Origin of the sequence: Candidatus Poriferisodalis sp. (assembly GCF_965203655.1) — a bacterium.
In the GTDB taxonomy this organism is placed as follows: Bacteria; Actinomycetota; Acidimicrobiia; order Acidimicrobiales; family Poriferisodalaceae; genus Poriferisodalis.
The window spans coordinates 411,025-429,441 of sequence record NZ_CBDBDD010000009.1 but is presented as its reverse complement, the minus strand read 5'-3'; the positions used below and the strand labels follow the sequence as shown (position 1 = coordinate 429,441).

20 protein-coding genes are annotated in these 18,417 nt (G+C 67.9%); 11 read left to right on the top strand and 9 right to left on the bottom strand.

Going from position 1 to position 18,417, the window contains the following annotated elements:
* The first annotated feature begins 86 nt into the window (after nucleotides 1–86).
* The 7 genes from ACOGW9_RS13330 to ACOGW9_RS13300 all read left to right on the top strand — a co-directional run bounded on the left by ACOGW9_RS13330 (nucleotide 87) and on the right by ACOGW9_RS13300 (nucleotide 8,790).
* Entirely contained in the window at nucleotides 87–2,030 is a 1,944-nt protein-coding gene (locus tag ACOGW9_RS13330) for a primary-amine oxidase (RefSeq protein ID WP_419912021.1), read from the top strand.
* Between the two features lie 25 nt (nucleotides 2,031–2,055).
* Nucleotides 2,056–3,339, top strand: a complete 1,284-nt coding sequence (locus ACOGW9_RS13325) for an acyl-CoA dehydrogenase family protein (RefSeq protein ID WP_419912019.1) — start codon at nucleotides 2,056–2,058, stop codon at nucleotides 3,337–3,339.
* Nucleotides 3,340–3,500: 161 nt separating this feature from the next.
* On the top strand, nucleotides 3,501–4,691 hold the full coding sequence (locus tag ACOGW9_RS13320; protein ID WP_419912017.1) for a BMP family ABC transporter substrate-binding protein: 1,191 nt from the start codon (nucleotides 3,501–3,503) through the stop codon (nucleotides 4,689–4,691).
* Between the two features lie 28 nt (nucleotides 4,692–4,719).
* Nucleotides 4,720–6,264: an ABC transporter ATP-binding protein gene (locus tag ACOGW9_RS13315; protein ID WP_419912015.1), complete on the top strand. Its 1,545-nt coding sequence runs from the start codon at nucleotides 4,720–4,722 to the stop codon at nucleotides 6,262–6,264.
* A complete protein-coding gene (locus ACOGW9_RS13310; protein WP_419912013.1) occupies nucleotides 6,261–7,445 on the top strand; it encodes an ABC transporter permease in 1,185 nt (394 codons plus the stop codon). The genes ACOGW9_RS13315 and ACOGW9_RS13310 overlap by 4 nt, the downstream gene beginning before the upstream one ends.
* Nucleotides 7,438–8,394 carry an ABC transporter permease gene (locus ACOGW9_RS13305; RefSeq protein WP_419912011.1) on the top strand — a complete coding sequence of 319 codons (957 nt, stop codon included), beginning with the start codon at nucleotides 7,438–7,440 and terminating at the stop codon, nucleotides 8,392–8,394. Before ACOGW9_RS13310 ends, ACOGW9_RS13305 begins: the two co-directional genes overlap by 8 nt.
* 69 nt (nucleotides 8,395–8,463) lie before the next feature.
* Nucleotides 8,464–8,790, top strand: coding sequence for a DUF3467 domain-containing protein (locus tag ACOGW9_RS13300; protein ID WP_419912009.1), 327 nt, complete (start codon nucleotides 8,464–8,466; stop codon nucleotides 8,788–8,790).
* Nucleotides 8,791–8,796: 6 nt separating this feature from the next.
* Here ACOGW9_RS13300 and ACOGW9_RS13295 read toward each other — a convergent pair whose 3' ends face one another.
* The 5 genes from ACOGW9_RS13295 to ACOGW9_RS13275 all read right to left on the bottom strand — a co-directional run bounded on the left by ACOGW9_RS13295 (nucleotide 8,797) and on the right by ACOGW9_RS13275 (nucleotide 12,424).
* On the bottom strand, nucleotides 8,797–10,041 hold the full coding sequence (locus ACOGW9_RS13295) for a DEAD/DEAH box helicase (protein ID WP_419912007.1): 1,245 nt from the start codon (nucleotides 10,039–10,041) through the stop codon (nucleotides 8,797–8,799).
* Between the two features lie 108 nt (nucleotides 10,042–10,149).
* On the bottom strand, nucleotides 10,150–10,347 hold the full coding sequence (locus ACOGW9_RS13290; protein WP_419912005.1) for a cold-shock protein: 198 nt from the start codon (nucleotides 10,345–10,347) through the stop codon (nucleotides 10,150–10,152).
* A 70-nt stretch (nucleotides 10,348–10,417) separates the two neighbouring features.
* Nucleotides 10,418–11,401, bottom strand: a complete 984-nt coding sequence (locus tag ACOGW9_RS13285) for an alpha/beta fold hydrolase (RefSeq protein ID WP_419912003.1) — start codon at nucleotides 11,399–11,401, stop codon at nucleotides 10,418–10,420.
* A 72-nt stretch (nucleotides 11,402–11,473) separates the two neighbouring features.
* Nucleotides 11,474–11,869, bottom strand: a complete 396-nt coding sequence (locus ACOGW9_RS13280) for a hypothetical protein (protein ID WP_419912001.1) — start codon at nucleotides 11,867–11,869, stop codon at nucleotides 11,474–11,476.
* Nucleotides 11,870–11,872: 3 nt separating this feature from the next.
* Nucleotides 11,873–12,424, bottom strand: coding sequence for a hypothetical protein (locus ACOGW9_RS13275; RefSeq protein ID WP_419911999.1), 552 nt, complete (start codon nucleotides 12,422–12,424; stop codon nucleotides 11,873–11,875).
* A gap of 159 nt (nucleotides 12,425–12,583) precedes the next feature.
* On the opposite strand from ACOGW9_RS13275, the gene ACOGW9_RS13270 reads away from it, so the two are divergent.
* Nucleotides 12,584–13,087 (top strand): globin, encoded by a 504-nt coding sequence (locus tag ACOGW9_RS13270; RefSeq protein ID WP_419911997.1) that lies wholly within the window; start codon nucleotides 12,584–12,586, stop codon nucleotides 13,085–13,087.
* A gap of 1 nt (nucleotide 13,088) precedes the next feature.
* Here ACOGW9_RS13270 and ACOGW9_RS13265 read toward each other — a convergent pair whose 3' ends face one another.
* Nucleotides 13,089–13,433, bottom strand: coding sequence for a type II toxin-antitoxin system PemK/MazF family toxin (locus ACOGW9_RS13265; protein ID WP_419855547.1), 345 nt, complete (start codon nucleotides 13,431–13,433; stop codon nucleotides 13,089–13,091).
* A complete protein-coding gene (locus ACOGW9_RS13260; protein WP_419855546.1) occupies nucleotides 13,430–13,624 on the bottom strand; it encodes a hypothetical protein in 195 nt (64 codons plus the stop codon). The genes ACOGW9_RS13265 and ACOGW9_RS13260 overlap by 4 nt, the downstream gene beginning before the upstream one ends.
* Nucleotides 13,625–13,753: 129 nt before the next feature.
* Here ACOGW9_RS13260 and ACOGW9_RS13255 point away from each other — a divergent pair, with 129 nt between their 5' ends.
* Genes ACOGW9_RS13255 through ACOGW9_RS13245 form a run of 3 tightly spaced genes read left to right on the top strand, consistent with a single transcriptional unit; the run spans nucleotide 13,754 to nucleotide 16,277 of the window.
* Nucleotides 13,754–14,632 carry an SCO6745 family protein gene (locus ACOGW9_RS13255; RefSeq protein WP_419911995.1) on the top strand — a complete coding sequence of 293 codons (879 nt, stop codon included), beginning with the start codon at nucleotides 13,754–13,756 and terminating at the stop codon, nucleotides 14,630–14,632.
* A 42-nt stretch (nucleotides 14,633–14,674) separates the two neighbouring features.
* Nucleotides 14,675–15,718, top strand: coding sequence for a serine hydrolase domain-containing protein (locus tag ACOGW9_RS13250; RefSeq protein WP_419911993.1), 1,044 nt, complete (start codon nucleotides 14,675–14,677; stop codon nucleotides 15,716–15,718).
* A 58-nt stretch (nucleotides 15,719–15,776) separates the two neighbouring features.
* Nucleotides 15,777–16,277 carry an SRPBCC family protein gene (locus tag ACOGW9_RS13245; protein ID WP_419911991.1) on the top strand — a complete coding sequence of 167 codons (501 nt, stop codon included), beginning with the start codon at nucleotides 15,777–15,779 and terminating at the stop codon, nucleotides 16,275–16,277.
* Between the two features lie 22 nt (nucleotides 16,278–16,299).
* On the opposite strand, the gene ACOGW9_RS13240 is transcribed toward ACOGW9_RS13245, so the two are convergent.
* Both ACOGW9_RS13240 and ACOGW9_RS13235 read right to left on the bottom strand, forming a co-directional pair.
* On the bottom strand, nucleotides 16,300–17,034 hold the full coding sequence (locus ACOGW9_RS13240; RefSeq protein ID WP_419911989.1) for an EthD domain-containing protein: 735 nt from the start codon (nucleotides 17,032–17,034) through the stop codon (nucleotides 16,300–16,302).
* 123 nt (nucleotides 17,035–17,157) lie between these two features.
* A complete protein-coding gene (locus tag ACOGW9_RS13235) occupies nucleotides 17,158–18,330 on the bottom strand; it encodes an aminotransferase class V-fold PLP-dependent enzyme (RefSeq protein WP_419911987.1) in 1,173 nt (390 codons plus the stop codon).
* Between the last annotated feature and the right edge of the window lie 87 nt (nucleotides 18,331–18,417).

Sequence of the window (18,417 nt, the reverse complement as noted above, 5' to 3'; positions counted from 1 at the left end):
AATCGGGTGCGGAACCGTAGTGAGCGAGATTAGTGACGTTCATCGCGCCGACCGCGTATGCGCGCTGCACCGCGTAGCGTGAAGCCATGGCCGACACACTGCTGGAAACACCGGTCGAGGGATCGGCAACGCCCTCGGTTCACCCGCTGTCGATGATGACCGAAGCGGAAGCCCACGCCGCCCTCGAAGTGCTGCGCCGCGCCGGGCATCTCGGCGATGGCGCGCGCATCCACGGCTTCTGCATCGCCGAGCCGCCCAAGGCCGAAGTCGCCGCATGGACGCCCGGGACCGCCACTGACCGCCGCTTCGAGATTGTGGTGCGCGAGCACGGCGAGGTGCACACCGCCGTGGTGTCGGTGACCCGCGGCGAGGTGGACTCGTGGACCCACCATCCCGACGTGGTGCCCCGCGTCGGCATGGCGGAGCTGTTCGCCGTGATGGACGCCTGCCGGAAGGACCCGAGATTCGCCGAGGCCTGCGCCAAGCGAGGCATCACCGATCCCTCCCAGGTGCAGATCGACCCCTGGCCCACCGGCGACTACGGTTTCGACTTCGAAACCGGACGGCGGGTGCAGCGCTGCATCGGCTTCTGGCGCCCGAACCCCGCAGACAACGGCTACGCCTACCCGCTCGACGGGCTGATGGTGCATGTGGACGTCGACACTCTCGAAGTGCTGCACGTTGAAGACTTCGATCAGTGGCCGCTGGCGTCTGAACGAGGCAACTACGACGTCGACTCGGTCACCGAGGACTTCGGGCCCATGCGCACCGATCTGCGCCCGATCGAGATCACCCAGCCCGAGGGCACCAGCTTCACCCTCGAAGACAACGAGCTGCGCTGGCAGAAGTGGTCGATGCGGGTCGTCATGGACGACACCGAGGGCTTGGTGCTGCACCGCATCGCGTACGACGACGGGGGCCGGATGCGGCCCATCATCGACCGGGCGTCGCTGGCCGAGATGGTGGTTCCCTACGGCGACACCCGGCCGTCGCAGACGTTCAAGCACGCGCTCGACTCCGGCGAGTTCGGCCTCGGCCTGATGAACAACTCGTTGCAGCTCGGCTGCGACTGCCTGGGCGAGATCGTCTACCTCGACTCGACGCAGGTGTTCGACGACGGCTCGGTGGTGACCACGCCGAATGCCATCTGCATCCACGAGGAGGACTTCGGCATCGGCTGGAAGCACTTCGACTGGAACGCCGACACCACCGAGGTGCGCCGCTCGCGCCGACTGGTGGTGAGCGCCATCCACACGGTCGGCAACTACGAGTACGGGTTCTTCTGGTACTTCTACCTCGACGGCACAATCCGCTACGAGGTGAAGCTGACCGGCATCCTCACCACGCGGTCACACCGCGAGGGCGACGACCTGACGTTCGCCCGCCAGGTTGCACCGCACGTGTCAGCCCCGATCCACCAGCACATCTTCTGCGTGCGGCTGGACATGGCGGTGGACGGCAACGCCAACCGGGTGGTGGAAGTGAACACGGAGGCCCTGCCGCCGGGACCGGACAACCCGTACGGCACCGCGTTCGCCGCGCGGGAAACCGTGCTCGAAAGCGAGCTGGCAGCCCGCCGCAACGCCAACTCGGCGTCGAGCCGCTACTGGCGCATCCAGAGCACGGATCGCATCAACCGGCTGGGGCATCCGACCGCTTTCCGGCTGCTGCCGCCGCCCACGGCCACCATGTTTGCTGCAAACGACAGCCCGCATTCCGAGCGTGCGACGTTCGCCAGGCACAACCTGTGGGTCTCGCCGACCCGGCCCGACGAGCGCTACGGCGCCGGACGGTTCCCCACCCAGCGCAACGCCGGCGACGGCCTGGAGCGCTACACGGCGGGCGACCGGTCGGTGGTCGACACCGACATCACGGTGTGGCACACGTTCGGGATCACGCACGATGCGCGGCCCGAGGATTTCCCGGTGATGCCCACCGAGTACGTCGGCTTCGGGCTGGTGCCCGACGGCTTCTTCGACCGCAACCCGATGCTGGACGTGCCGCCGTCATCCAACGGCCACTGCGCCTGAGGTCACCGCGGCCTACTGTGGCCGGATGGCGGGAGCACCCGAAGCCGACGAGCCAAGCCTGATGTCCTCAGGGGCCGAACCTGATGACGCCGGTCTATCCGGCGAGGAACTCGTCGAGCACTTTTCCCCGGTGCCGACCGAGGGCCTGCGGATAGCACCATTCCTGGACGCGATCGAGGCGCAAGCAGAGACGGCAGACCGGACCCGGTCCGTCTCGTCGGAGGTCATCGAGGCCATCCGCGGCACCGACTTCATGCGCATGTCGGCCACGCGCAACATCGGCGGCGTCGAGGAGACCATGCTGCACATGGGCCGCGAACTCGAAGCGGTGGCAGCCCGCTGCCCGAGCCTGGCTTGGTGCCTGTGGAACCACCTGTGCGTGTTCCACCTGTTCGTCGGCTCAGTGGGCCCCGAACAGCAGGACTTCCTCACCCACGTCGTGACCAACGGCCAGTGGGTGTCGTTCCCCGGCGGTGCCCGCAGCTCGGTCTACGGCCGGGTGGAGGGCGACCAGGCCATCCTGAACGGCACCGGCCGCTGGGGCACCGGCGCCCGCTACGCCGACTACTGCGGGGTGGCATTCGCCATCACCGGCGACGACGGCAAGCCGGTGCGGCCCATGGACATCCGCTTCACCATCCTGCCCACCACCACTGAGGGCATGAAGATCGACGCGTCGTGGGACGGCGCCGGGCTGCGGGCATCGGCTACCGACGATGTCCACTACACCGACGTGCCGGTGAACCTCAGCGACTGCGTGGCCTGGTTCGGCGCCAACCGGGCAGAGTCGCTGCGCACCGTGCCGGTGGTGCATCACCGCTACCGCGAGGACTGGGTAGGGATCTCCGACCTGTGGCTCTCGTTCATGGCCGTGGGCCTCGTGCGCCGAGCACTGGCCGAGGCTGCTGACGCGGCCGGCGGCCGGCGGGTGATCATCGGCGGCAAGATGGTCGACCGGCCCACCGTGCAGGTCAACTTCGGCCGGGCGGCATCTCTGCTGGCAGCCGCCGCCGCGGCAACCGAAGCCGCCTGCAATGACGTCGACCGCCGCATCGCCGCCGGTGTAGTTCCTGACGAAGCCGACTACCTGCGGCAGATGGCAGTGACCACGATGGCCGTGGAGCAGCTCGACGAGGCCATGTCCTTGCTGCACCGCACCCAGGGCGGCACGGCGCTGCGGGAAGGCGGCGCGTTCGACCGCCGCTACCGCGACTTCCGCGCCATGCCGGTGCACATCAACGTGCACCAAGACCGGGTGACCCACCAGCTCGGCCGTCACCTCCTCGGTCTCGAACTCAACCCCTTCTGAAGCGCCGGCGAACCGTGCCGAACTCCATCCGGATGCGTGCGGCCCGTCCCGGCGTTGCTCGATAACGGTCGCGATGCTGGCTGTGCGCTCGGGCCAGCGAGATTAGGCTCGATCCCGATCGCCCCGAGTGTGCCTCGCGGGCGCGAACGGAGAGGGAGATCATGCGTTCGAGGACTCTGATACGGCTAGCCATCGCGCTCGCCGCCATAGCACTGGTCAGCGCCGCGTGCGGCACCGACGACGAAGAGGCGGCCGATACGACTGCGGCACCAGCGACCACTGCAGCACCTGCAACGACAGCCCCGCCGGCCGACGAGCCCGAGCCTGAGCCCGAGGGCATGTCGGCGGAGGACATCACTGCGGCGTTCATCCTCGTGGGACCGGTCGGCGATGCTGGCTGGAACTGGGCCCACGATCAGGGTCGCCTCTTTGCCGAGGAACAGACCGGGGCGACGACGCTCGTCGTCGAGAGCATCCCCGAGAACGCTGAGGCGTTCAAGGAAGTCGCCGTCGACTTCATCGAGAACGAGGGTGCGGACATCATCTTCGGCACGTCGTTCGGCTACATGGATCCGATGGAGGAACTGGCCGCCGAGTATCCCGATGTCATCTTCGAGCACGCCTCGGGCTACAAGATGAACGACTCCAACTTCGGCAACTTCTTCGGCCGCATGTACCAGCCGCGGTACCTGTCGGGTATCGCAGCGGGTGCGATGACGCAGACCGGTCAGATCGGCTACGTCGCTGCGTTCCCCATTCCCGAGGTGATCCGCGGCATCAACGCCTTCACCTTGGGCGTGCGTGAGGTCAACCCCAGCGCTGAGGTGCACGTCAACTGGACGTTCACCTGGTTCGACCCCGCGGTCGAAGGCGACACCGCCTCGGCGCTGCTCGAGGCCGGCGCTGACGTGATCGCGATGCACCAGGACTCGACCGCCGCGGGCGTCGCAGCACAGGACGCCGGGGCTCGCTGGGTGGCCTACAACTCCGATATGCGCAACTTCGCGCCAGAGGCGTTCATCACGGCGCCGGTCTGGCACTGGGGCCCGCGCTACGCCCGCACCATCGAGGCCGTGGCAGCCGGCACCTACACACCGGGCGCGTACTGGGGCGGCATGGACGACGGCATCGTGCAGCTCGCTGAGCTGTCCGCCGACGTGCCCGGCACCGTCGCCGACCAGATCGCCGAGGTCGCCGAGCAGATCCGCTCCGGCAGCTGGGATGTCTTCACCGGCCCGATCAACGATCAGGACGGCGTCGAGCAAGTCGCCGCAGGCGAGACCATGGACGACGGCTCGATGCTGGGCATGAGCTGGTTCGTCGAAGGCGTCGTGGGTGACGCCAGCCCCTGATCCGTCTGATCGAACAGCACTGAAACCGATGCCGGAGCCGGGGGACGCCGCTGTGTCCCCCGGCTCCGGCGACGGTCGCGTCGTCGTCGACCTGCGCGGCATCCGAAAGGAGTTCCCCGGCGTTGTCGCCTGTGACGGCGCGAACCTCACCGTGCGCGCGGGCACCATCCATGCGCTGCTCGGCGAGAACGGCGCCGGCAAGACCTCGCTGGTCAATGTGCTGGGCGGCGTGTACCTGCCCGACTCCGGCGAGATCTGGGTGCACGGCCGCCAACGCCAATTTCACTCCCCCGCCGATGCGATCGCGGCGGGCATCGGCATGGTCCACCAGGAGTTCCGCCTGGTGCCCACGCTGACCGTCTTCGAGAACGTGGTGCTGGGCTCGGCACCCCGCTACCTGGACAAGGGCCAGATCATCGAGCGGGTCGCCCACCTGGCAGCCACCTACTCGCTGCAGACCGACCCGACCCGACCCGTGTGGCAGCTCTCGGTCGGCGAACGCCAGCGCGTCGAGATCCTCAAGGCACTGTGGCGCGACGCCGATCTGCTGGTGCTGGATGAGCCGACGGCGGTCTTGACTCCTGCCGAGGCAGCCGATCTGGGCCTGACACTGCGCTCGATGGCCGATCGAGGCAGATCAGTGATCTACATCAGCCACAAGCTGGACGAAGTGCTCTCGGTGTGCGACGAGGCGACCGTGCTGCGCAACGGGGTGACCGTGGCCCAGCCGCGCAGCCTCGCGGGCATCGACCGCTCCGATCTCGCCGAGATGATGGTGGGCGAGGCGGCGGCGGAGATCCAGCGGCCGACCGATCAGCCCAGCGGTGACGTCGTGCTCAAGCTGGAGGGCATCTCGGCGCTCAGCGACCGCGGGCTGCCGGCGCTGCATTCGGTCGACATCGATGTACGCGCTGGCGAGATCGTCGGCGTCGCGGGCGTCTCGGGCAACGGGCAGCGTGAGCTGGCCGAAGCCATCGCCGGGCTGCGGGCGACCACGGCGGGCACCATGCGGCTCGCGGACGCCGACATCACCGGCACCTCGCCACGGGCTCGTTCACGGGCCGGGCTGGCATATGTGCCCGAGGACCGGCTCGGCGTGGGGCTGGCACCCGCCATGTCAGTGGTCGACAACGCCGTCGTGCGCTCCTACCGGTCGATGAGGCGCAGGATGATGCTGGACCTGCGTCGCTGCGAGGACTACTGCAGGCGCCTCGTCGAGCGCTTCGGCGTGCAAGTGGGACGCGTGCACGAACCCGTGAGCGCCCTGTCCGGCGGCAATCTGCAGCGTCTGCTGCTCGGACGTGAGCTAACCGGCGAACCCAAGGTGCTCGTGGCGGCGCAGCCGACCCGCGGCCTCGATGTGGCAGGCATCGCCGCCATCCAGTCGCAGATCGTCGCGCAGCGAGCCACAGGTGTGGGGGTGCTGTTGATCTCGGAAGATCTCGACGAGCTGCTCGCCCTGTCAGACCGGCTCATCGTGATGTACGAGGGTCAGGTGGCGGCCCGCATGGATCCCACGCAGGTCACCCGGGCTGCGGTCGGGGCCGCCATGGCCGGAACGGCGTCAGCGTGACCGAGCCGACCCACGCCCCGCTGCATACCGTTGCCCGCGGCCGCGCACGCTGGCATCGCGTCATCGTGCGGCCGGTGCTGCAGCGGCGTGCCCGGGTTGCACCGGCCGCTCAAGCCATCGCATTCGTGATCGGCATCGTGCTGGCACTGATCGCCGGGGCGATGCTGCTGTGGGGCTCGGGCAACGATCCGGTCGCGGTCTATGAGCGCATGGCCGAGTCATCGCTCGGCGGGTTCGACGCACTGTCGCGGACGTTGCTGCGCGCCACGCCGCTGGCAATCGCCGGACTGGCGGTGGCGGTGGCCGGATCGATGGGCCTGTGGAACATCGGCGCCGAGGGCCAGATGATGGCGGGTGCCACCGTCGCGGCCGGATTCGCCATGGTGGCCGGCGACCTGCCGGGCCCGGTGCTGATCGTGCTGATGCTGGTTGCCGGCGCCGTGGGCGGCGTGGTGCTGGTGGTGGGACCCGCGCTGGCTCGCGCCTACCTCGGCGTGAGCGAGATCATCACCACGCTGATGCTGGTCGAAGTGGCGATACGCATCGTGGAATGGCTCAAGGTGGGTCCGTGGAAGGACCCTGAGTCATTCGGCTTTGCCCAGATCTCACCCCTGCCAGACCAAGCCTCGCTGCCGGGGCTGTTCGGCCAGGTCCACATCGGCGTGCTGTTCGCAGCGGCGCTGCTGCTGGCGTTCTGGCTGGCCGTCTCGCGCACAGCATGGGGCTACGAGCTGCGCATGGCGGGTTCGTCACCTGCGGCTGCTCGCTATGCCGGCATCTCGTTGCAGCGCAAGGTGCTGGCGGCGCTGCTGCTGTCGGGCGGGCTGGCGGGCCTGGCTGGGGCGATCGAGTTGACCGGCACCGCCACCCGGCTCGAGCCGGGCTTGTCGAGCGGCTATGGCTTCGCCGGGATTATCGTGGCGGCGCTCGCGCTGATGCGACCGTCGGGCGTCGCCGTGGTCGCGTTCGTGTTCGGCGCAGTGCTGCGGGGCGGCCAGTCCATCCAGACGCTCGGCGTGACGAGCTCGATCGCCACGATCCTGCAGGCCATGATCCTCATCGGCGCGCTGGTCGCGGCGGTGCTGCTCAACTACCGGGTGCGCTGGGTGCGACCGGTGGGCCGCGGGGCCGATGGCGACGCCGCCGAGAATCCGGCGAGCGCAGGAGCGTCCGGTGTCTGAGGATGCCGTCATCGGCCTGCTCGTGGCGACCGTGCAGTTCGCCACGCTGGTGTATCTGGCCGGCCTGGGCGAGCTCATCGCCGAGCGTGCCGGTGTGCTCAACCTCGGAGTCGAGGGGATGATGGCCATGGGCGCCGTGACGGGGTTCATGGCGGCGATCGCCACCGATCGCCCATGGATCGGCTTTGCCGTCGCGGCCCTCGTCGGCATGGCGACGGCGGGCGTGCATGCGCTGGTCAGCGTGATCATGGGTGCCGGCCAAGTCGTGTCGGGCCTCGCGATCACTATCGGGGGCCTGGGATTCGCAGCATTCATCGGTCAGGACGCGGTGCGCGAGCGGGCCGATGCGGTGTTCACCGATCTCAGCATCGTCGGCTTGTCCGACATCCCGTGGGCGGGACCGATCCTGTTCGATCAACCCCCGGTGGTGTATCTCGCGGGCGTACTGGGGGTTGCTGCGTGGTTCGTGCTGAGCCGCACCCGGCTCGGCCTGGCGCTGCGGGCAGTCGGCGAATCCGCTTCCACCACCGACTCGGTCGGCCATTCGGTCACCCTGCTGCGCACCAGTGCGGTCCTCGTCGGAGGCGCCTTCGCCGGTGCCGCCGGCTCGTTCCTCTCGCTGTACATGGCGGCGGGCTGGACCGAGGGCCTGATTGCCGGGCGGGGCTGGATCGCTGTGGCGCTGGTCATCTTCGGCGCATGGCGCCCAGGACGGCTGGCGGCCGGCTCGCTGCTGTTCGGCTTCACTCTGGCCTTGCAGCCACGCGTCCAGACGTTCGACCTCACGATCTTCGGGCTGGAGGTCAACACGATCTCGCCGGCCCTGCTGGGCATCCTGCCATTCCTGCTGACCGTGGTGGTGCTGATCGCTATCAGCTTCCGCGCTCGCCACCGCCCGAGCCCCGCTCCGGCTGCGCTGACGCTGCCGTACCGGCGTGAGGAGCGCTGAGGGCGCGCATTCTCACGCGTGCGAGCATCGCGGAGTGTCCTGACGCAGCCGCCAAGTAGGTTTCCGCAGGTGACAGAGGGCAACACCCATGAAGCCCTGCCCGACGGCACGAAACTGCAAATCCGGCTGCCACCCGAGCTCGAGGCCGGTGTGTGGTCGAACTTTGCCGTGGTGCGCCACTCGCCCTATGAGTTCACGCTCGACTTCATCCGGCTGGACTTCAGCGGCAAGCAGTCGCCGCGACGGGGCGTCGTGGTACAGCGGGTCAACATGTCGCCGCAGTTCGTGGAGCAGCTGATCAGCGCCCTTACCGACAACATGTCGAAGTTCGCCTCGAACCTGGCGCCGTCCAGCCTCGAGTCTCTCGGCGAGTCGGACGACGACTCAGACGCTTGATTTGCCTCAGCGCTTCGCGGAGCGCTGCCGTCCCTTCGGTCTGGAACGGTTGTTGTTGCGAGGACGGTGCCGGGATTGATGCTTGGCCGCCGGACGCTCCAGCGTGCGACGTCGCGTCTGAGTGCGCGCCGGCTGCCGTATCGCAGTGACGTCGGCGTCAGTGACGCGCTGCTCCAGACCCATCTTGCGTTGCATGGACTTGAGCTCTGTGACTTGGTCAGGCTGGACGAGCGAGACCACCACGCCGCTTTGGCCGGCCCGCGCCGTGCGGCCCGACCGGTGCAGGTAGGTCTTGTGGTCAGCAGCAATGTCGTAGTGGATGACCGCACCGACACCTTCGACATGAATGCCGCGCGCAGCAACGTCCGTCGCGACCAGCGCCTGCACCTCGCCGGCGGCGAACTCGGCCAATGCCCGGGTGCGCTGGGGTTGGCTGCGTCCGCCATGAAGTGCAGCCGCTCGAATGCCTCGGCGATTCAGCTGCTTGGCCACGCGATCACAGCCGTGCCGGGTTCGACAGAACACGACCGTCGATCCTGCGGCATCGATCGCCTCGGCGCAGATGTCGGTGCGGTCCGTGCGGGCCACGCTCCAGAACACGTGGTGGGCGGCCTTGGCGTTGGGGGTCTCGTCGCCGACCTCATGACGCACGGGATCGCGCTGGTAGTCGCGTGTCAGCGTCGCGACGTCTCCGTCGAGCGTCGCAGAGAACAACATGGTCTGGCGCTCGGCTGCGGTCTGGTCCAGCAGGCGCCGCACGGCCGGGATGAATCCCATGTCGGCCATGCGGTCGGCTTCGTCGATGACGACCTTGTCGACAGCCGACAGGGTTGCCTGGCCTTGGGAGATCAGGTCTTCAAGGCGACCCGGGCACGCCACGAGTATGTCGACGCCGCGACGCAGCGAACCAATCTGGGAGCCGTAGCCCACGCCGCCATAGGCAACGCCAACGCGGCGCTTGCCTGCGAAGGTGCGCAGCTCGGTCTTGATCTGATCGGCGAGTTCGCGGGTCGGCGCGAGCACGAGAGCTCGTGGCTTGTGCGGCTGAGCCTTGCCGACGCCGGCCACGAGCGGGATCCCGAACGCCAGCGTCTTGCCGGATCCGGTCGGCGCGCGGCCGCAGACGTCGCGTCCGGCCAATGCATCGGCCACCGTGGCTGCCTGGATGGCAAACGGCTGGCTGATGCCGCGTTCGGCGAGCGCGCTGACAATGAAGTTGGGCGCGCCCAGCTGGGCAAAGGTGGGGGGCATGTATCTCCTCGCCGACATCGGGTCGGCAATCGACGGGACCGCCGCCGACCCGAACAAGCGTCGACGCGGCCTATCAGTGCAGGCGACGGCGCGCGACGGCGATCGAGTTCAGACGGGCTTGACGTTCTGGGCTTCGTCGCCCTTACGGCCGGGTCCGATATCGAAGTCGACCTCCTGCCCCGCCTCCAGCGTCCGATAGTTCTCACCGACGATGTTGGAGAAGTGGACGAAGACGTCATCGGCGCCTTCACGGGAGATAAAGCCGAAGCCCTTCTCGTTGTTGAAGAACTTGACTGTTCCGCGCATGCTGTGCCTCTCGAAGCTCGGCCTGGCCGGCCCGGCCAAGGGCCGCAAGGGTACGGCGGGAAGGCTGCGATCAGGCCTGCGCGTGCGCGCCGGGCACAAATTCGGCCAAGAACTTGAGCGTCGCCTCGACGAAAATGTCGTTGCGGTCGCCGGCCACCATGTGCGCCGCACCACCCACATTGGCGTAGTGCGCATGCGGCACCGTGTCGAGGAACGACTGAGCGCCTTCCTCCGACAGCACGTCGCTCATGCCGCCCCGGACCAGCAGGGTCGGCAGCGTCAGGTTCTCCGCGGCGGCCTGCTGGCGGGGGATGCGCTCGGCGAAGCTGCGCGGGCGGTGCATGAAGGCGGGATCCCAGTGCCAGCGGTAGCGGCCGTCGGGCCAGAGGCGGACGTTCTTGGCGAGCCCGTCCAGATTCCTGGGCCGCTTGCGGTGCGGCTGGTAGTTGGCAATGGCCTCGGCCACCTCTTCCAGCGATGCGAACCCATCGGCGCCCTGGGCCATGAATTCTCGGATCTTGCGCACGCCGGCTGCTTCGATCTGCGGCGCCGTGTCGACGAGCACCAATGCCAACGCATCCACGGCGCCTTCGCCGACAGCGGTCAGAGATGTCCCGCCGCCCATCGAGGCGCCCACCAGCACCGGTCGCTCGCCGAAGTGCTCCACGATCGCCACCAGGTCGGCCACCGACGCTTCGGTCGTGTAGTCGCCGTCGGGCGCCCAGTCCGAGTCGCCGTGGCCCCGGGCATCGAGGCACACGGCCCGGTAGCCGCCGTCTGCGAGGGCTTGGCCCGCTCCCTTCCAGGCGTGGCGGGTCTGGCCGCCGCCGTGCTGCAGCAGCACGAGCGGGCCGTCGTCGCCGTAGATGTCAGCGGCAACCGTCACGCCTCCTGACGCTTCGATCATGAGGTCGGGAATGAGCGTGTCGGTGATGCGCTCGCCGTGCTCGGAGGGATGCGAATAGACATCGGCGCCGGCTGGCTCGGACGGCACGAAGTCGGGCGCTTCAGCGTCTGCAGGGTCGAACAGCGGCTTGCGCGGTTGGTCAGTCATGTGCGGCCTTTCGTTCGCTCGGGCACCACGCGTGGCGTCGCCGGCTGGTCCCGACGCGGGTGCCCGGGTTGCTCAGCTCGTCCGGGCGCGTCCGTCAGCCTTGGCGGCCTCTTGATCGCGCCGGCGTGCCTCACCGGCCGCGGCCAAAGCGGCCCGGTTCGAGTCGTCGACGCGCATGAAGTGATCACGCCAACCGTCGTTGTCGTCGGCGTCCCAGACGAAGGGCGTCTGCACGGTCGTGCGCGGCAGCCACGCGCGCTCCAGCAGGTCGAGCGCGGTGCCCACGATGGCGCGTTGCATGTCGACATCGCCGGGCTTGCCAGTCGGATTCCCCAAGGGGAAGTCGGTGAACACGAAGCGAGCGACGCCGCATTCCTCGACGATGTCGCGGGCGCTTCCGGCAACCACCGTGGGAATGCCGGCTTCTTCCAGATGTCGAGCGATCAGACCGATCGTCTGGTGGCACACCGGTCAGAGCGGTACCAGAAAGGCCACATCCACGCCGTCTTCACGCATCCACTCCTCGATGCGGGGCGAGTCGTTGCGCTGGGTACGGCGATGGCTGTAGTCGGTGGGGATCCCGTAGAAGCGTTCAGACAGGGCACCAATGCGCCCCTCGGCCTCGAACTCGCGCAGCCGGTTGATGGGCAGGTAGGTGTCGAGGTCCTCGGTGTGGGTGTTGTCCTTGTCCCAGAAGAGATCGCTGTTGTACAGGCCGTCGAGGGCGTCGTCGTAGCGAGCCGCGTAGGGCTGCTTGGGCCGGGCCACCGGCACTCCCGCGGGCTCGCGGCCCTTCTCAAAGAACGACGTGGTGACCAGCCCGACGGTGCACTCCGACAGCGGCTTCGGCAGCGGAGCGAACGCCACGTCGTGGCTGTACGCCCACTGGTACGGCTGCGGGTAGCCGTGCGCCGCGTAGTACTCGCGCGACTTGTCGATGTAGCTGAGGTACGACCGGTGCGCCCGCCGCCCATCCGGCTTCCGCCCATTGGTCGTCCGCTGGGGCCGTTCTGTCAACGCCATCGTGTCTCCCGTGCTGGTCGCGCCCCACGACTGTACGCGCCCCGCCCTGCGGGATGCCGGGTGCCACTTGGCTCACGGTTTCACCCCGTGCTTCCCGCTCTTGTTCGCTGTCGCTCGCGGGCCGCTTCGGGCACGGCTTCGCCTCTTAGCCTGAGCGCCGTGACCGAGGACGATGCCGCCACAGCGAGCGAGCCCTCCGTCCCACGCGAAGAAGCCGCTTGGGGCGCCGGTGGCCTGACGCTGGGCGGCAGCCTGGCCGAGGCCGTCGAGCAGCCGCCGACGGTGTTCGCAGCCGTGGGCGGGCAACAATTCTTCGACGATCTGGTGGATCGCTTCTACGACGCAGTCGAGCAGGACGAACTGCTCCGACCGATGTACCCCGCCGACATGGGACTGTCCCGGCACCGACTGGCGGGCTTTCTGGCCCAGTACTGGGGCGGGCCGGCCAACTACAGCGCTGAGCGTGGCCACCCGCGCCTGCGCATGCGTCACATGCCTTTCACCATCGGGCCGGCCGAACGCAATGCCTGGATGCGTCACATGGTTGCCTCGCTCGAAACGGCACAGCTGCCAGACGGGTCGCCGCTCGATGCCGACATCGCTCAGGCCATGTTCGCCCACTTCGACAACGCCGCCACCCACCTCATCAACCAGCCCGGCTGAGTCAGGGAAGGTCGAACAACAGCGCGATGATCTCGCGGATTTGGGCAAGTGCGACGTTGCCTATGTTGCCGCTGCGTTCTTGCACCCGGGACACGGCCACGGACCGCACATGCTGGCATTGGGCAGCCGATCGAGACTCAAGTCCATTGGCAGAGCCCGGATCCAGCTCCACCTCGAGGCTCAAGCCCCGAAGGCGCGTCGTCAGGGGCACGAGTTGAAGCACGCTCGGCGTTGCATCAAGAACGGCTTGGGCGGTGACGACAACCGCAGGTCGGCGAAAGCCCGATTCGTGCCCTGCTGGAACGCCGAGATCTACCTCGACGACATCACCCGAAACGAACGTCATCCAAGATCAGCCTCAAGCCAATCCCGCTCATTGTCAGTGAGTTCCGCACGCAATTCGAGACCCATCCGCTCTTGACGGAGTCGCCTCACCGCCAGCGCCACCGTTTCCCCGATCGTCAAGGACAACGATTGGGCAAGCTGGCAAATGTTCTGGTGCGTGTTCGTGTCGATCCGGACGCTGGTGCTTGCCACGATGGCAGCCTAGTGATGTAGAAGTGCCTGCATACAGATGTGCATACACACTCAAGAACGCCACGCTCGACGAGGTCCGCTTTGCGGGAATCGCCGCTTACAGAGGGCGAACAGCTAGAACGTCTGACGATGGCTGAGACGACCATGCAACGGGCGCGGCAGATGTGGGAGTGCGTGGAGCGGTATCACCAGCTCTGCTACTGGGCGCCGGAGGTGCGCGAAACCGGTGCCGCCGCTGGGCTGCGCGGCTTCTGGATGAATTACTTCGCGACCCGATCGGCGCCGTTGGGACCCGTGCCGGCGAGCGTCGTGGAGTCGTTGTTCTTCTACTACGCACCTGCGCGGGTCAGGCGGGCCATCCCCGATGCTTGGACGTTCTCGACGCCGACCCAAGTGCTGGCGGCGCGCTATGAGGGCATGGACGCCGCCTTGCGGCGCGAACTGGGCGAGTTGGTCGGCAGCGATCCGGTTCGCCGCTGCGCCGAGACCGTGCGGGCTGCCTGCGATGCGGCAGACCCCGTCGGGCGGGTGCTGTTCGCAGGCTGGGCGTCGCTGGACTGGCCCGGCGAGCCGCACCTTGCGCTGTGGCACGGCTGCACGCTGCTGCGCGAGTACCGAAGCGGATGCCACCTGATCGCCCTGGCAGCGGCCGGTCTGGACGGCTGCGAGTCGGTGGTGTCCCAAGTCGCCGTCGATGAGGCACCCCGCGAGTGGATTCAAGAAGAAGCCGGCTGGACCGAGACAGAGGCGGCGGACGCCTACGAGCGCCTCCGCAGCCGCGGCTGGGTGGAAGCCGACGGGCAGGCCACCGAAGCGGGCTTGGCCGGGAGAGCCCAGGTCGAGGCCACGACCGACCGGCTCGACGGCGCTCACTGGGCCGCCATCGGCGACGACGCTGCCGACGCTCTGCTGGCCGACATGGCGCCGCTCAACGCCGCGCTGCCGAAAGACGACCAGATCGACTGGCGAGAGCTCTATCCCGCCAACGACAGCGCGGGTCCCGAGTAGACGCTGACTCGCTGGCGCACATCCGGAATGACCGTCATGGCCATGAATCAACTGCTTGATGGGTTTTGCGACCGGGACCGCGTTCCTGCAGTCGCCGCGGCTGTCATTGCGGCCGATGGCTCCGTCGAAGCAGCTGTGGCCGGAGTGCTGCGGCGCGGCACAGCCGACCGCGTGACGGTGTCGGATGCGTGGCACATCGGATCCTGCGGCAAGACGATGACCGCAGTCCTGTGGGCGAGGCTGGTCGAGAACGATGTAGCGCAATGGGACATGCCGCTGGCCGACGCGCTCGGCTGCCCTCGCGGTCACCTGCACGCCGACTGGGCGAGCCAGACGGTTGATGACGCATTGCGGTGGCATGCAGGTGTCCAGCCGAATCTCACGCCGTCGGCGATGCGGCAGGCGTGGGCCGACTCCCGTCCGCTCGAAGAACAACGTTTCGACGTGGCCACACGTGTGATGGCATCGCCGCCGCGACGACCTGGCCGCTTTGCCTACTCGAATCTGAGCTATGTGCTTGTCGGGGCCGCTGTGGACCGTCTGGCGTCGATGCCATTCGAGCGGGCCTTGGACGTCTACGTGCACCAGCCTCTCAGCATCAGCAGTGCCGGATTCGGCGCTCCGGCACGCGTGGCGGGTCACGGTCCACGATTCCGATTCGGCCTCCTGCGTGCGCTGCCCGGCAGACCAGTCGAGCCGTCACATCCCTTGAGCGACAATCCGCCGGTCATGTCGGCCGCGGGGACCCTGCATATCGCCATCGAGGACTGGGCGCGGTTCGTTCATGCATTTCTCCACGATGAAGCAGCAGGACCGCCGAGCGGCGACGATCCACTCCTCCGGCCGGAGTCGATCACCAAACTCCTGGCACCGGTTGGCGCAGGGCGCAGCTGCGCTGCAATGGGTTGGATGCCTGCCAACCGTGTTCCTGCCCTTTCATACGCCATGCAGGGATCCAACACCCTGTGGTCGGCATCCGCCGGGCTCGACGCCGACCGACGTCGGGGTGTGGTCGTGGTCGCCAATGACGGTCGCACCAACACGCTGCGGGCCACATTTCGACTCGCGCTGCAGCTGCTGTCATGACCCTCAGGCCAAGATTCGACCCCGACACTGTCCGGCAGCGTCTGCAAGGCTGCGGGCTATGAGTGAGCAGCTTCCCGGGCATGTTGACGACCCGGTGATGTCCCATAGCGAGTCGATCGAAATCGATGCCCCGCCGGAGAAGGTGTGGGAGATGGTGACGGCACTTGACCGCTACGGCGAGTGGAGCAACGAGAACACCGGCGGGTACTGGCGCAAGGGACCTGACGGCGTGCCCGGCACCGGGCAGGTCGGCGACATGTTCGTCGGCATCAACCGGCTCGACGGCGAGGAGTGGAAGGCCCCCGTCGAGATCATCCGCCGGGTCGACAACGAGGATTTCGCCTTCGTGACAGGCGGCCTCGAATACAACATCGTCCTGTGGCGCTACCAGCTAGCGCCCAAGGGTGCGGGCACCACGTTGACCGAGACCTGGACGCTCCGCAAGCTCTCGCCGCGCATGGTCGAGTTCGGACAGAAAGAACTCGACTACCGGGCCGGCAACGCCCGCGCCGGCATCCGCGCCACGCTCGCAGCGATGAAGGCGGCCGCAGAGGCTTGACGCCTCGCAGTGAAGCAGCCGATCAGCCGGGGATGCCGATCATCTGTGCGGTTGCGTGCATGTTCACCAGGCGGTCGAAGTCGACGAATTCGCTGAAGCCGTCTTCGGTGATGGTGGCCCGGTAGTCGTCCCAGCCCTGCGGATCGCGGAAGTACAGCTCGGCCATGCCCAGGTAGGACTCATTCGCGGGGTCCTGGCTGTGGTTCACGACGTAGCGCAGGCCACCGATCTCGCCCATGACCCCTCGCACGTTGGGCGCATGCGCATCCAGCCAATGGCGGAACGCCTCGTCGTAGTCGATCCCGTCGCGGGCGGGCACCAGGAACGACACCTTGAAGAAGCCCGACCGCGTCGCCGGGAACGGCTCGTTGAGGGTGTTCGGCACGACAGGCAGTTCGCCGTCGATCACCACGTACTCGGTGGTTGCCCACCCCACGTACGGCTGAGCCTTCTCCTGGAACGTGTCTCGGGGCACCGTGCCGTGCGGCTCGGGCGGATTCGGGATCGCCCGGTCGAACCAGAGCTGCGCCATGCCGTCCCAAGGCACGTCTTTGCCGGGCCGCTGATCGAACAGCGTCGCGATGTACTTCGTGGCGTGGACCTTGCCGTCGGCGGCGGCGCGCTCCTGGCCGGCGATCACGTCGGGCATGTGATTCTTGAACCAGTTCGCGACCAATTCGTCGCGGGTGGCGTCCGGCCGGCGCTTGATGAGAAAGATCATCTTGGCGCCGGGTGTTGCTGCGATGGCCGATGACATCGGTGCCTCCTGGGCTGCGAACCTCGGGCGGGTCTCGCCCTGCCTGTCGCGATCCTGCCACCTAGCCCCAGCCGCCGCAGCGCTGCGGCCCCACGACGGCACCATCAGCCGGTCTAGCGGCCCCTAGTCGGTCAGTTCCGTGGTGAGCGATTTGGCGAGCAGGTCGTAGTCGTCGGGCCGGTTGTAGAGGTGGGCCGAGATGCGCAGCACACGGTCTGGCGGCGCCGGCCAGGTGAACACCGGCACCTCGATGCGATGCCGGTCGCGCAGCGCTGCCATCAGGGGGTCGAAGATCGCCGAGCCCGAGTTGCCAGCCGGTGGCAGCGGCACGCTGGCGATCGCACCGATCATGTCGTCGGGCGCGGGGGCGTCGATGCCGAGCGCTTCCATGAGCACGTCGCGACCGGTCAGGCAGAGTTCGCGGATGGCCGCCTTCACCCCCGGCCAGCCGCCGGGATGCATGGCCTCGACCGTGGCCAGAGCATCGGCGATGGTCAGCCAGGCCGTCGGATCATGAGTGCCCGTCCAATCGAACTGGGCATGCAAATGCCCCCCTTCCGACGGCCACCCGCCGTTGTACCCGTGACTGATGACCGCATGGTGCAGGCCGTCTCGCCGGTCGGGTCGCACCCACAGAAATGCGGCGCCCTTGGCCGAGCACATCCACTTGTGGCAGTTCGCGGTGACGTACGAAGCGCCCAACTCCGTCACGTCGAAATCGATCATGCCGGGGGCGTGTGCCGCATCGACGAGCACCCGCACATCGGGCTCCAGCCGCGCCACCAGTTCGTCCACCGGCATCACGAGGCCCGTCGCCGAGGTGACCGCGTCGATCAGCAGGATGCGCGTGCGGTCGGTGACGGCACTGAGCACGGCGTCGACCACCTCGCTGCGGTCGTCGAGCGGGAACGGCACTGCTGCTGTGGTGACCACAGCGCCGGCACGGGAGGCCGACACGGCCGCGGCGTTGGCGCAGGCGTTGTATTCGTGGTCGGTCACCAGAATCTCGTCGCCGGGCGCCAGGCTCGGCTCCAGCGAACGCAGCACCGAGTTCACCCCCGCCGTGGCGTTCGTGACGAACACGAGCCCTGCCGGGTCTGCGCCGACGAAGTCCGCCACAGCCCGCCGCGTGCAGTCCAGCCGTTCCTGGTACTCGCCCTCGAGGAAGAACCGGGTCGGGTTGGCCTCGATGTGGGCGCGGATGGCCTGCTGCGCGTCGAGCACGCCCGCAGGGGTTGCGCCGAACGAGCCGTGATTGAGATGCAGCACTTCTGGGTCCAACAGCCATGCAGTCACGCAGGGCACGCTACGGCAGCGGCTCGCCGCAGCGAAGTGATGTAGGAACCGAGTCAGGCGCGAACATGTTGACCGGACACGGGAGAC